Here is a 13,111-nt window from a genome sequence, read left to right as displayed (position 1 = left end):
TCAGTTCAGGAGCGCACCCTCCTCAGCGCCACGAGGTCGCTGCGGTGGTCGGCGCCCACCGGTTCCCAGGCGGCGGGCCGGATGCCCACGGCCATGAGCGCCGAGCCGTACCACTGCGATCCCTGGACGAGCCGGCCGGGCGCCGCGCCCGCGGGGTCGCCGCCGCGCACCACCTCGTACCTGGCCTCGGGATCGAGCCCGGCCAGCCGCAGCCGGCGGGGGCCCCGCTTGGCCTCGCCCGCCGGGTTGTAGACCAGAACCACGACGTCGTCGCCCAGCACGTACTGCACGGCCGAGCGCTCCCGCCCCGGCGTGCCGGCCAGCCGGTACAGCCGGCCGTGCTGGACGACCCGGCGCACGGACTTGTACTGCTCGACGAGCTCCGCCGCCTCGGCCAGCTCGGCCGCCGACCAGGTGGTGAGATCGCCGCCGATGCCGAGCACGCCGGCCATGGCCACGTGGAAGCGGTAGCGCAGCGGCATGAGGCGGTCGGTGCTGGGGTTGGGGGAGTCGGTGACCCAGGCCGACATCGTGTTCGGCGGGTAGAGCTGGGAGAATCCGTGCTGGATCGCCTGCCGGTCACGGGCGTCGGTGTTGTCCGAGGGCCAGAACTCGTCGGTGTGCCGCAGGATGCCGAGGTCCACCCGGCCGCCGCCGCCGGAGCACGACTCGATCCGCAGCCCGGGATGGGCCTGCCGCAGCCGGGCCATCACCTGGTAGACGTTGCGCGTGAAGTCGATCCACAGCCGGTCCTGCGCCGCTCCCAGCTCCGGCCAGCCCGCCTGGGTGAACGGCCGGTTCATGTCCCACTTGAGGTAGTCCAGGTCCAGCTCGGTGACCAGCGCGTCGAGCCAGCCGAACGCCCACTCGCGCACGTCGTCGCGGGCGAAGTTCAGCACGAGCTGCTGGCGCTTCTCGTCGCGGCGCCGCCGGTCCATGCGCAGGATCCAGTCGGGGTGGGCGCGGTAGAGCTCGCTGTCGGCGTTGACCATCTCCGGCTCGACCCAGAGGCCGGCCCGCATCCCGAGGCCGCGGATGCCGTCCATCAGGGAGCGGAGGCCGTGGGGGAACCGCTTGCGGTGCGGCCACCAGTCGCCCAGGGACCGCGTGTCGTCGTCGCGGTCGCCGAACCAGCCGTCGTCGACGACGAACAGCTCGACGCCGATCGCGGCCGCCTGCCGGGCGAGCGCGAGCTGGCCTCCCTCCGTGACGTCGAACCAGGTGGCCTCCCAGGAGTTGTAGAGCACCGGGCGTTCCTCACCGGTGACGGGCAGCACGTGCCGGCGCGTGTAGTCGTGCCAGGACCGGCTGGCCGCGCCGAACCCGCCGCCGGTGTAGAGCCCGAGCATCGGCGGGGTGCTCAGCTCGGTGCCCGGTTCAAGCGTCCAGCGCAGCCCGTCGTGCCCGAAACCGGCCGAGACCGCGACGCCGCCCTCCGGCCGGTGGGTGGTGGTCAGGCGCCAGCTCCCGCTCCAGGCGAGGGCCACGCCCCACACCTCGCCGTGCTCCTCGACCGCCTCACCCGCGTCGATCATGATCCACGGGTTGGCCTGGTGGCTGGTGATGCCCTGGCGGCTGGTGAAGACCAGCTCCCCGACCGGCAGCGGTCCCCGCTGGAGCTGGAACTCCTCGGCCCAGGCGCCGAAGACGCCGCTGTAGCGGTACGCGGACGCGTCCGGGACGAACCAGCTCCCGGAGTCCAGCCGGGTGATGCCGACGGCGACGGGCTCCCGCCCCGCGAGGTGCCGGACGGTGGTCCACCGTTCGATCACGTCGGTGTCCTCACGGGCGCGGACGGACAGCACCACCTCGAACGGGTGGCAGGCGTCGCGCAGGACGACGTCCAGCCGTTCGGCGCCCCCTCCCTCGTCGTGCACGCTCGACCCGGCGTGGTGGAGTTCGAGCGAGCGCACGTCGTCGAAGGAGACCTGCAGGGACGGGGAACCCCACCGCGTTCCGCCGTCGACCGGCAGCAGCTCCTCGATCTCCCCGGGCGTGGAGAAGCTGGAGACGTGCCGCCGCGCCCCCTCGGGGGTGGCAGGGCCGCCGCTCGCGGTCACGGCCTGGCGGGCCGCCTCGACCGGCAGCCGCGGTCCCCAGTACTTCTGCTGGGGCGCCGCCTCCCCGGTGACCGGGTCGATCTCCACGCTGATCAGGTAGGTCGAGGCGGGCGTCGTGACCGCCCAGCGGTGTCCGTGCTCGTCGAGCGGGGTTATGGGCATCGGGCAGTCTCCCGGCTTCCGAAAACGGTCAGGCGGCTGGAGGCTAGCTCCGGTGTATGCACTGAGTCAATAAATCTGCGCACGATCGTCCGATATCGTGCGCGATCTTGTGACTGGTACCACATCTTTACTTGACGTGATGAATGAATCTGTGAACGATGGGCCGCGTGTTCTCACAAGCCGGAACCTCCCCTGTGCGACTCACCGACGCGATGCGGTCGGTGTTCGTCGAGCTGCTGGTGCACGGCCCCCTGTCCCGAGCGGAGGCGGCGCGGCGGCTCGCCCTCTCGCCCTCCGCGCTGACCAAGGTCACCAAGCCCTTCATCGAGGCGGGCTACCTGCGCGAGCAGGCCGCCGGCGAAGGCACGGCGACGGTCGGCCGGCCCTCCCAGCCGCTGGAGGTCGACGCCTCGCGCATGTCGTTCGTCGGCATCAAGCTCACCGCGGACGAGCTGTTCGCCGTACGCACCGACCTCGCGGCCGCCGTCCACGCCGAGACCAGCCGGCCGCTGATCGACCACGAGATCGACAACGTGCTCGGCCAGATCGTCCAGGCGATCGCGGACCTGACCGGCGACCCGGCCGGCGGGGAGCGGCCGCCGCTGTCCGCCGTCGGCATCAGCCTGGCCGGCACCGCCACCCCGAGCGACCCCGTCGTGCACACCTCCCCGTTCCTCGGCTGGAGCCAGTTGCCGCTGGGCAGCCTCGTCGAGGAGGCCGTCGGCGTGCCGACCGTGCTCGACAACGACGTCCGCGCGCTGACCCGGGTCCAGCAGTGGTTCGGCGAGGGCGTCGGCCACTCCTCCTTCGCGCTGATCACCGTCGGCGCGGGCATCGGCTGCGGCCTCGTCATCGGCGACCGCCTGGTGACCGGGCAGGCCGGAGCCGCCGGGCTGGTCGGTCACCTGGCGATCGACGACCGGGGCCCCATGTGCGAGCTCGGCCACCGCGGCTGCGCGCGCGCCTACGTCAGCTCGCCCGCCATCCGCCGCTCCGTGGCCGGGACGCTCGACCGGCCCGACCTCACCTTCGACGACTGCCTCGCCCTGGCCCGCGACGGCCATCCGGTCGCCCGCCGCGTGTTCGACGAAGCCGGATCAGCCCTGGGGCAGGTGGTGGCCACCGTCGCCAACATCACCGGCCCCGAGCTGGTCATCCTCTCCGGCGAGGCCGTCCACATGTACGCGGTGTGCGCCGACGCCTTCCAGACCGCGCTCGCCCGCCACACCCACTGGACTTCCACTCCCGTCCGGGTGGTGGTCAAGCCGTTCGCCTTCAACGAATGGGCCAGGGGAGCGGCGGTCACCGCTCTCCAGCACCAACTGCTGCACGGCTGATCGGGCGCGGCCGGGCCCTGGTCCCGGCCGGTGACCGACCGGCACGAGGAGGTCAAATGACCAGCGAGACCGTCAACGCCGCGGCTCCCCCGACCGTCGAGGCCGCGTCCCGCGGAACCCCGCCGCCCCCCACGAGACGCCTGGGTGACCTTCCCGTCGCGGTCCTGTTCGTCCTGCCGGCGGCCATCGGCTTCGTCGTCTTCTACCTGTGGCCGGCCCTGCGCGGCCTGTACCTCAGCCTGACCAAGTACAACGTGCTGACCCCGCCCCGCTTCGTCGGCACGGCGAACTACGAACGGCTGCTCGGCGACCACCTGTTCTGGAACGCGCTCAAGGTCACCGCCGAGTACGTCGTGATCAACATCGGCACGCAGACCGTGGCCTCCGTCCTGCTCGCCGTCCTGCTGCACCGGCTGACCAGGTCGCTGCTGGTGCGCGGCGTCGTGCTGCTGCCCTTCCTGGTGGCCAACGTGGTCGTCGCCCTCTTGTGGTTCTGGATGCTCGACTACCAGCTCGGCGTCGTCAACCACGCCCTCGACTGGCTCGGGCTGGAGCGGGTGGCGTTCTTCGGCGACTCCGACCTCGCCATCCCCACCGTCGCCCTGGTCAACACCTGGCGGCACCTCGGCTACACGGCCCTGCTCATCTACGCCGGGCTGCAGATGATCCCGCCCAGCGTGTACGAGGCCGCCGCGCTCGACGGCGCCTCCGAGTGGCGGATGTTCTGGCGGGTCACCCTGCCCCTGCTGCGCCCGGTCATGGCGATGGTGATGGTGCTGACCGTCATCGGGTCCTTCCAGGTCTTCGACACCGTCGCCGTCACCACGGCCGGCGGGCCCATCAACGCCACCCGGGTCATCTACTTCTACATCTACGACCTGGCCTTCAACCGGTTCAACTTCGGCTACGCCGCCGCCCTGTCGTCCGTGCTCTTCGTGATCCTGGCCGGCGTCGCCTACCTGCAGCTTCGCCTCACCCGGGCGGGCGAGTCCGACCTGAAGGGAGCATGATGGCCGCCACCACCGCCCTCGTCGGCCGGCCCCGGCACGGCCGCGTGATCCCCTGGGGACGGATCGCCGGCTGGGCCGTGCTCGTCCTCGTCATGGCCGCGACGCTCTTCCCGTTCTACTGGATGCTGCGCACGTCCTTCTCCAACACCCGCTCGCTGGCGGCCGGGGCCGCCGACCTGCTGCCGGCGGACTTCACGCTCGGGGCTTACCGCCGGGTGCTCGGCCTGTCGAGCACCGCCGAGGCCGTCGCCGAAGGCGGGTCGGGCGGCTCGGTGAACTTCTGGCTCTTCCTGCGCAACTCGATCGTGGTGGCGACCAGCGTGACCGTCGGGCAGGTGTTCTTCAGCGCGATGGCCGCCTACGCCTTCGCCCGGCTGCGCTGGCCCGGCCGGGACGCCGTCTTCCTGCTGTTCCTCACCGCGCTGATGGTGCCGCCGATCTTCACGACGCTGCCCAACTTCGTGCTGATCAAGGAGCTGGGGCTGCTCAACACCTACCTCGGCATCGTGCTGCCCCACCTGCTCATGACCCCGTTCGCGGTGTTCTTCCTGCGGCAGTTCTTCCTCGGCGTCAACGCCGGCCTCGAAGAGGCCGCGCGCATCGACGGCGCGGGGCACGTGCGGATCTTCTTCCGGATCATCCTGCCGGTCAACCGGGGACCGATCACCACCCTGGCCATCCTCACCTACATCACGAGCTGGAACGACTACTTCTGGCCGCTGCTCGTCGGCAAGGACGAGAGCGTGCGGGTGCTCACGGTCGCCCTCGGCATCTTCCGCTCCCAGACCCCGCAGGGCAGCCCCGACTGGGCCGGGCTCATGGCCGCCACCCTGTTCGCCGCCCTGCCCATGATCATTCTCTTCGCCGTGCTCGGCCGCCGGATCATCGACTCCATCGGCTACACCGGCGTCAAGTAAGGCCTCCCCCCTCCCCCCACCTCTCGCAACGCAAAGAAGGTCGCTGTGATGAAGAGTCCCCTGCGCTCCCTCGCCGCCGCCGCGGCGGCGACGCTGCTCCTGTCCGCCTGCGGCGGCGGCCAGGACGCCGGCGAGGGCGCCGCCGCCGGACCCGTGACGATCGACTACTGGCTCTGGGACACCGCCCAGCAGCCCCAGTACCAGGCCTGCGCCGACGCCTTCACGAAGGCCAACCCCGGCTACACGGTCAAGATCACCCAGTACGGCTGGGACGACTACTGGAACACCCTCACCACGTCCTTCGTCTCCGGCACCGCCCCCGACGTCTTCGTCAGCCACCTCTCGCGCTACCCCGAGTTCGCCGCCCAGGGCCAGCTGCTGCCCATCACCGACCGGGTGACCACGGACAAGATCGACCTGTCCCAGTACCAGGACGGCCTGGCCGACCTGTGGGTGGCCAAGGACGGCCAGCGCTACGGGCTCCCCAAGGACTTCGACACCGTCGCCGTCATCTACAACACCGACAAGCTCAAGGAAGCGGGCATCAAGCCCGAGGAGATGACCAAGCTGACCTGGAACCCGCAGGACGGCGGCACCTACGAGGACGTCATCGCCCGGCTGACCGTGGACGTCAACGGCAAGCGCGGTGACGAGCCGGGCTTCGACAAGAAGCACGTCGCCACCTACGGGCTCGGACTCGCCGGCAGCGGCGCCGGCTTCGGCCAGACCGAGTGGAGCATGTACACCATGAGCAACGGCTGGCAGTACGGCGACCAGAACCCGTGGCCGACGACGTTCAACTACGCCGACCCCAAGTTCAAGGACGCGATCAGGTGGTTCACCTCCCTGATCGACAAGGGCTACATGCCCACCATGGAGATCGCCTCCGCCGGCACCGGCCAGATCGACGCCTACGGCGCCGGCAAGTACGCGATGGTCACGGAGGGAAGCTGGAACACCAAGACCTACTGGGGGCTGAAGGGCGTCAAGTCGGCCCTCGCCCCGACCCCGATCGGCCCCACCGGCAAGCGGGCCAGCCTGCTGAACGGCCTCGCCGACAACATCTCCGCGGGCACGGACAACCCCGACGCCGCGTGGGCCTGGACGAAGTTCCTCGCCTCGCCGGCCTGCCAGGAGGAGATCGTGGCCAAGGAGGCCGTCGTCTTCCCGGCCATCAAGAGCGCCAAGGCCAAGGCGGAGCAGGCCTTCGCCGACGCGGGCATCGACGTCAAGCCCTTCACCATGCACGTCCAGGACGGCACGACCCATCTGGCGCCCATCGCCGAGCACTGGGCCGACATCACGGCGATCATGACCGAGACGATGGACTCCGTCTTCTCCGGCAAGAGCGACGTCAACGCCCTCGACGAGGCCAACACCAAGGTCAACGCCCTGCTCGGCTAGCTGTACTGCCCATAGAGGTTGAGTACGGGGGCGACACGGAGCGGATGATCGTGTGAAGGGGTGAGGGCCTTCAGCCTGGTGTGGATCGCGACATCTACCCGCCAACCCGAAAGGCCCTCACGCCCCGCCGTGACGCGCCGCTGACCGAACTCCGCCGCCCTCGCCCTGCTCGCGTCCCTGCGCCGCCCGTCAGCAGGGCTTACCGCTCGGTGCCGCGATGGTTCACGAGGCCGCCGCGCCCGCCGGGCCGCCTGATCGCGGGCTTGGCCGCTCCACGTGCGGCCATTAGGGTGTGGGCTTCCCGGGACCACTGTGAAACAGGAGCATTCCTGAGATGTCGCCACTCATCACCCGGCGCGGCCTGCTCGTGGCCGGCGCGGGAGCCGCCGCCACCGCGCTCGTCGGCGGCGAGCCCGCCGCTGCCGCCGCGGGCCGGTTCGACCTGACGGCGCCCGCCACCGGCCTCATCTGGAAGAAGGCGCTGCGCGACGAGACCGTCCTGCAGTCGTTCGCCTTCGACAACGCGCACGGCCACATCTACGCCGTACAGGTCAAGAACGGGTCCGGCTCCGCGGCGGCGGGCCACCTGTGCCTGACCAAGCTCAGCCTCGGCGGCGCCGTCCTCGGCCACATGTACCTCATGGGCTTCGGGCACGGCGTCTCGATCGGCGTGGAACGGTCGGGCGGCACGACGTACCTCTGGACCGAGACGAACGCGGTCAGGGACGGCGCGAACGCCTGGGGCAACAGGCTGGCCAGGTTCGCCTTCACCAACGGCCGGACGATCACCCCGTCGTCCAGCGGCGTGACCCGGTACGCCCCCGTGACCGGCGCGACCAACACCACCTGCGCGATCGACCCCTCCACCAACCGGCTCGTCATGCGCTACCACAAGGGCGGCGGCTTCCGTTACGCGGTCTACACCCTGTCGGCGGTCAAGTCGGGCTCCCGCCGCCCCCTGTACGACGTCGCCCAGCCGTCCGGCCTGGGCGTCTTCCAGGGGTACGCGTCCTACGGCGACCACCTCTACCTGCTGGAGGGCAGCGCCTACGGCCCGTCCAACCCGGCGCCGGGCAACACCTACATCACCAGCGTGGACCTGCGCACCGGCCGCAGGGTGCAGCGCGCCCTGACCCAGGCGGGCAAGTCGCTCGACTACCGGGAGCCGGAGGGCATGGCGATCCAGCTCGCCGGCGGCAGACCCCGGCTCTGCCTCGGCCTCGCCTCCGGCGGCTCCGGAGCCAGGAAGGCCAGCATCTTCTACAAGTCCGCCCTCGTCTGACACCCGTGCCGATCACCGCTGGAACGTAGACTGCGTGCATGAGTGAGATGCGTGCCGAACTTCACTCGTTGGTGGACCAACTGCCCGAGGATCAAGTGGTGCCGGTGCTCGCGCTCGTTCGGGAGAACGTCCTGTCATCGCGCCGGCGCGAGCGGGCCGTTGCCTCTCTGGCGAGGGTCCGGGAGCGGATGCGTGGAGTGACCGGCGTGGACGAGGAACTGGACAGGCTCCGGGAAGGGTCGCGTGGCTGACGCCTATCTCGTCGACACCGGCGTCTTTCTGCGATGGTTCGTCGATCAGCCTGGATTCCAACATGCTCAGGAGGTCCAGGAGGCGTTCCTGAACGGCCGGGTCCGATTGGAGACGGCGGACTTCGCCCGCATTGAGGTGGCTGGGGTCCTACGGAAGAAGGGACTTCTCTCAGGCCGCCTGACACCCGAGGAGTTCGTCTCGGCTGTCCGGGTCATCGACGAATTCGGAGTGAAGGTTCATCAGGTCGACGCGGATCGGTTGGAGGGGGCTGCCGCTCTGGCGGTCCGCCTGTCGCTGCGCATGTATGACGCGGTCTTCGCCCACCTGGCCCTCGTCCAGGGGATTCCCCTCCTGACGACGGACGCCAAGCTCTGTCACGCCGTCGAGGGAGTCGTCGAGGCAGAGCTGCTCCGAGGAGTCGCACAGAGCTGAACGTGGCGGCGGTCACGTCGGGCTTCCGGCAAGTCCTGTACGACAGACGCCTCCCGCGGAAAAGCGGATGCCGGCCCGCGAGACCGCCGGGTACCCTTCGCGAGAATCGCAGGAGGGGAAGAACCGTGGCACACGTCGAGATCGCCCATCTGACCTACGTGCTGCCCGACGGGCGGCCGTTGCTCAACGACGTGTCGTTCCGGATCGGCGACGGGGTCAAGGCGGCGCTCGTCGGACCCAACGGAGCCGGCAAGACCACGCTCCTGCGGCTGGTCGCGGGCGACCTGCGGCCCGTCGAGGGGTCCGTCACCAGCTCCGGCGGGCTCGGTGTGATGCGCCAGTTCGTGGGCGGGCTGCGCGACAGCAGCACCGTGCACGACCTGCTGCTCAGCGTGGCGCCCCCGGCGGTGCGGGAGGCCGCCGGGCGGCTGGAGCAGGCCGAGCTGGTCATGATGGAGCGCGACGACGAGAAGGCGCAGATGCGCTACGCGCAGGCCATCACCGACTACACCGACGCCGGCGGCTACGACATCGAGGTGCTCTGGGACACCTGCACCGTCGCCGCTCTCGGCGCGCCGTACGACCGGGTGAAGTACCGCGAGGTGTCCACGCTGTCGGGCGGCGAGCAGAAGCGGCTCGTCCTGGAGGCGCTGCTGCGCGGCCCCGACCAGACGCTCCTGCTGGACGAGCCCGACAACTACCTCGACGTGCCGGGCAAGGAGTGGCTGGAGCAGCAGCTCAGGGAGACGTCCAAGACGGTCCTGCTGGTCAGCCACGACCGCCAGCTCCTGGCCAACGCCGCCGACCGCATCGTCACGGTCGAGTCGGGCGACGTCTGGATCCACGGCGGCGGCTTCGCCACCTACGCCGAGGCGCGCCGGGCGCGCAACGAGCGCCTCGACGAGCTGCGCAGGCGCTGGGACGAGGAGCACGCCAAGCTCAAGGCCCTGGTCAACATGCTGAAGAACAAGGCGCGCTACAACGACGGCATGGCCGCCGCCTACCACGCCGCCCAGACGCGGCTGCGCAGGTTCGTGGAGGCGGGCCCGCCGCAGGAGGCGCCGAGCGACCAGCACATCAGCATGCGGCTCAAGGGCGGCCGCACCGGCAAGCGCGCGGTCATCTGCGAGCAGCTGGAGCTGACCGGTCTGATGCGGCCGTTCGACCTGGAGATCTGGTACGGCGAGCGGGTCGCCGTGCTCGGCTCCAACGGCTCCGGCAAGAGCCACTTCCTGCGGCTGCTCGCGGGCGAGCCCGTCGCCCACAGCGGGGCCGGCCGGCTCGGCGCCCGCGTCGTGCCCGGGCACTTCGCGCAGACGCACGCCCGGCCCGAGCTGCTCGGCCGCACGCCGGTCGACATCGTGATGTCCGAGCACGCCCTGGACAAGAGCCAGGCCATGAAGCGGCTGGCCCGCTACGAACTGGCCGGGCTGGTCGCCGAGCAGCGCTTCGACACGCTGTCCGGCGGGCAGCAGGCGCGCCTGCAGATCCTGCTGCTGGAGCTGTCGGGCGCCACGCTGCTGCTGCTCGACGAGCCGACCGACAACCTCGACCTGGCCAGCGCCGAGGCGTTGCAGGCCGGGCTCGACGCCTTCGACGGCACGGTGCTCGCCGTGACCCACGACCGCTGGTTCGCCGCCGACTTCGACCGCTACCTGGTCTTCGGCTCCGACGGCCGGGTCTACGAGTCGCCACATCCGGTCTGGGACGAGTCCAGGGTCGTCCGCGCGCGTTAAAGAGTTGGTACGGCTGGCGCGTGTCCCGTGCCAGCCGTGCCCATGCACGGGCTATCACGGCAAAGTGATCCCGCGTAGCCTTACCGTCGGCCTCCTCGCACTCGGCGCGACCTGCCTGGCCGGGTGCTCGACCGAGGAGCAGCCCCAGCAGCAGCTCAAACCGCTCGCGCTCAAGGAGCAGGTGTCCCACGTCGTCAAGTCGTCCGACGGGTACGTCGTCAACTGGGCGGGCGTCCTCGCCAACGGCAACCCGTGGCATTTCGGCGAGCACGTGGTGGCGACCGTGGTCGCCCGCGACGCCGGCGGCCGCGAGGTCGTCCGGCTGGACCAGCCCCTGGACGCCGTGCCACCGGGCGGCTCGCTGCCCTTCACCGGGCAGGCCACCGCCGCGCAGAAGCCCGCCAAGGTGACGATCGACTACCGGCCCGCCCAGTGGCGGCCGGCGGCGCGCATCGCCTCGGCCTTCCAGCAGTTCCCGGTCTCACGGGTGCAGACGCTGCGCCAGAAGGACGGCTCCTACCTCGTCACCGGCTACGTCGCCAACCCGTACCAGCTGCCGGCGAGCAGCCTGGTGGTGAACGCGCTGCTGCGCGACGCGGCGGGCAAGCTGCTGGGCGGCGCGAGCACGTTCGTGGACGACGTGCAGGCAGGCCGGCCGCCCCGGTTCATCCTGACCGTCGAGGGGCTGCCGGACCGGGCCAAGGTCGCCAGGACCGATGTGACGGCCCGTACGTGGGGCTCCACGGCGCGGCCGTACGAGGAGCTGGCGCTGGGGGGAGCCGTGCCGTTGCACACCGTCAAGCCGACCACCCAGCCGTTCGCCGTGGACCGGGGCAGCGCGATCCTGACGGGCCGCCCGCAGTGACCGTACGGACCTGAAAGTAATTCAAATAGGCCGATAAATCGGGCAGGGTGTGAAATTTCGCGCCCGATGCCCGGCGGAAAGGCGCGACGATATCGCGCCGCCTGACGGCAAGCGATGGCATTCACGCAGAATCGGTAGAACTACTAGTTACCAATCCATTACATTCGGTCACATGAATGACCGCGTCCTGGTCCAGGCGCTGCGCGCCGACGACCCGGGTGCCCTCGCCGAGCTGTTCGACTCGCACGCCGAGAGCATCTATAGATACTGCTGGTCCCTTCTTCACCATTCCGACAACGCGCAGGTGGCCCTTCGCGACACTTTGATCGCGGCGCACGCCCACGCCGGTTCGCTGTCCGATCCCGGCCGGCTGCGGCCGTGGCTCTACGCGCTCGCCAGACGCGAATGCCTGCGCCGCCGGCTGGGCGCGCCCGCCGGCGACGCGGGCGCCGCGGAGCCGCGGCCGGGCACCGGCGCCGACGCCGACCTGCGCGTCATGGCCTGGAACGCCACCCGGAGCCTGTCCGCCGCCGACCGCGAGATCCTGGAGCTGTCGGCCGTGCACGGGCTGTCCGTCCGGGAGATCGCCGCGGTGCTCGGCCTGCCGTCACGCCAGGTGGAGGCGGCCCGTGACGAGGCCCGCGGGCGGCTGCGCGACGCGATCACCGCCGAGGTCCTGGCCGCCAAGGGGCCCTACGACTGCAAGGTCAGGGCCGCCGTCCTCACCGGCTTCACCGGGCGGCTGACACCGCGGATGCGCGAGGAGCTCGTCCAGCACCTGCCGGGATGCGCCACCTGCTCGCCGCACCGCTCACGCCAGGTCTCCGAGGCCAAGGTCTTCGAGCTGCTGCCGCAGGTCACCCCGCCCGGCGCGCTCAAGGTCAGGGTGCTGAGCTACTTCGCCGACCCCGAGCTGACCCCGTACCGGCGCTACGTCGCCCGCCGCTCCGGGGCGCTCGACTCCGGCGGGTTTCCCCTCGCCGCCGACCAGAAGGCGCGCCGCTGGCCGCACGCCCTGGCGTGCGCGCTGGCGGCGGTCGCGACGGTGGTGGCGATGGGAGTGATCTTCACCAGCTTCGGGGGCGGGGCGGGCGGCCTGCCGGGCGTCGCCTCCGCCGCCCTGCCCACGGGCCCCGTCGTCCACCCACCGGGCGGGCCGCCGACCGCTCCGGACGCCAGGGCGCAGGGCCGGCGGCCCGACGGCTCGCAGGCCGAGGTCCTGCCCGTCGCCAACGCCTCACCGGCCTACCCCGTCGGCATGGTGCACCCGAGCACCCCGGCCAGCGCCCCCGTGGCCTGGCCCACGCACGGCGCCGCCACCACGGCCGCCACCACGGGCGCCGCCACGCCGCCCCGCACCCCGGCGGGCAGCGGCACGCCGTCGCTCACCCCGCCCGCCCACCCGGGCGGCCCGCCGGACGACCGTCCCCGCGAGCACCAGAGCCGCGGCCCCGGCGCCACGCCCTGCCCCACCGGCAAGCCGACCCGCACGCCGCCGCCCCGGCCGACCCGCACGCCCCGGCCCACCTCCAGCGCCACCCCGCCCGCGTCGGCCACGCCGACCGTGACGCCCACCCCCACCCCGACGCCCACCACCCCGGCGACCGGCGCCCCCGCGCCCAGCTCGTCCGGGTCGGCCGCCCCCTGACCCCGG

The 13,111-nt window shown here is 71.4% G+C and carries 11 protein-coding genes; 10 read left to right on the top strand and 1 reads right to left on the bottom strand.

The genetic code is table 11. The features are described from left to right. Positions 1-5: 5 nt before the first annotated feature. Entirely contained in the window at positions 6-2,222 is a 2,217-nt protein-coding gene (locus tag CXR44_RS36005; RefSeq protein ID WP_101790609.1) for an alpha-galactosidase, read from the bottom strand. Positions 2,223-2,416: 194 nt separating this feature from the next. Here CXR44_RS36005 and CXR44_RS36000 point away from each other — a divergent pair, with 194 nt between their 5' ends. The 10 genes from CXR44_RS36000 to CXR44_RS35955 all read left to right on the top strand — a co-directional run bounded on the left by CXR44_RS36000 (position 2,417) and on the right by CXR44_RS35955 (position 13,105). Further along, positions 2,417-3,559, top strand: a complete 1,143-nt coding sequence (locus CXR44_RS36000; protein ID WP_180903874.1) for an ROK family transcriptional regulator — start codon at positions 2,417-2,419, stop codon at positions 3,557-3,559. A 56-nt stretch (positions 3,560-3,615) separates the two neighbouring features. Further along, positions 3,616-4,569, top strand: a complete 954-nt coding sequence (locus CXR44_RS35995; protein ID WP_101790607.1) for a carbohydrate ABC transporter permease — start codon at positions 3,616-3,618, stop codon at positions 4,567-4,569. Then, positions 4,566-5,486, top strand: coding sequence for a carbohydrate ABC transporter permease (locus CXR44_RS35990; RefSeq protein WP_101790606.1), 921 nt, complete (start codon positions 4,566-4,568; stop codon positions 5,484-5,486). Before CXR44_RS35995 ends, CXR44_RS35990 begins: the two co-directional genes overlap by 4 nt. 48 nt (positions 5,487-5,534) lie before the next feature. Next, positions 5,535-6,890: an ABC transporter substrate-binding protein gene (locus CXR44_RS35985; protein ID WP_101790605.1), complete on the top strand. Its 1,356-nt coding sequence runs from the start codon at positions 5,535-5,537 to the stop codon at positions 6,888-6,890. Between the two features lie 334 nt (positions 6,891-7,224). Continuing rightward, complete coding sequence (locus tag CXR44_RS35980) at positions 7,225-8,172, top strand: phage baseplate protein (protein ID WP_101790604.1); 948 nt, start codon at positions 7,225-7,227, stop codon at positions 8,170-8,172. A 38-nt stretch (positions 8,173-8,210) separates the two neighbouring features. After that, positions 8,211-8,423, top strand: a complete 213-nt coding sequence (locus CXR44_RS35975) for a hypothetical protein (protein ID WP_101790603.1) — start codon at positions 8,211-8,213, stop codon at positions 8,421-8,423. Further along, positions 8,416-8,856, top strand: a complete 441-nt coding sequence (locus tag CXR44_RS35970) for a type II toxin-antitoxin system VapC family toxin (RefSeq protein ID WP_101790602.1) — start codon at positions 8,416-8,418, stop codon at positions 8,854-8,856. The genes CXR44_RS35975 and CXR44_RS35970 overlap by 8 nt, the downstream gene beginning before the upstream one ends. 125 nt (positions 8,857-8,981) lie before the next feature. Then, positions 8,982-10,592 (top strand): ABC-F family ATP-binding cassette domain-containing protein, encoded by a 1,611-nt coding sequence (locus CXR44_RS35965; protein WP_101790601.1) that lies wholly within the window; start codon positions 8,982-8,984, stop codon positions 10,590-10,592. A 64-nt stretch (positions 10,593-10,656) separates the two neighbouring features. Beyond that, positions 10,657-11,457 carry a hypothetical protein gene (locus CXR44_RS35960; RefSeq protein WP_101790600.1) on the top strand — a complete coding sequence of 267 codons (801 nt, stop codon included), beginning with the start codon at positions 10,657-10,659 and terminating at the stop codon, positions 11,455-11,457. Positions 11,458-11,629: 172 nt separating this feature from the next. Continuing rightward, positions 11,630-13,105 (top strand): RNA polymerase sigma factor, encoded by a 1,476-nt coding sequence (locus tag CXR44_RS35955; protein ID WP_101790599.1) that lies wholly within the window; start codon positions 11,630-11,632, stop codon positions 13,103-13,105. Positions 13,106-13,111: the final 6 nt, after the last annotated feature.

It is taken from the genome of Nonomuraea indica, from assembly GCF_002850745.1.
Lineage (GTDB): Bacteria > Actinomycetota > Actinomycetes > Streptosporangiales > Streptosporangiaceae > Nonomuraea > Nonomuraea indica.
The sequence above is the reverse complement of the archived record's forward strand: the minus strand, read 5'-3'. Positions and strand labels throughout refer to the sequence as shown.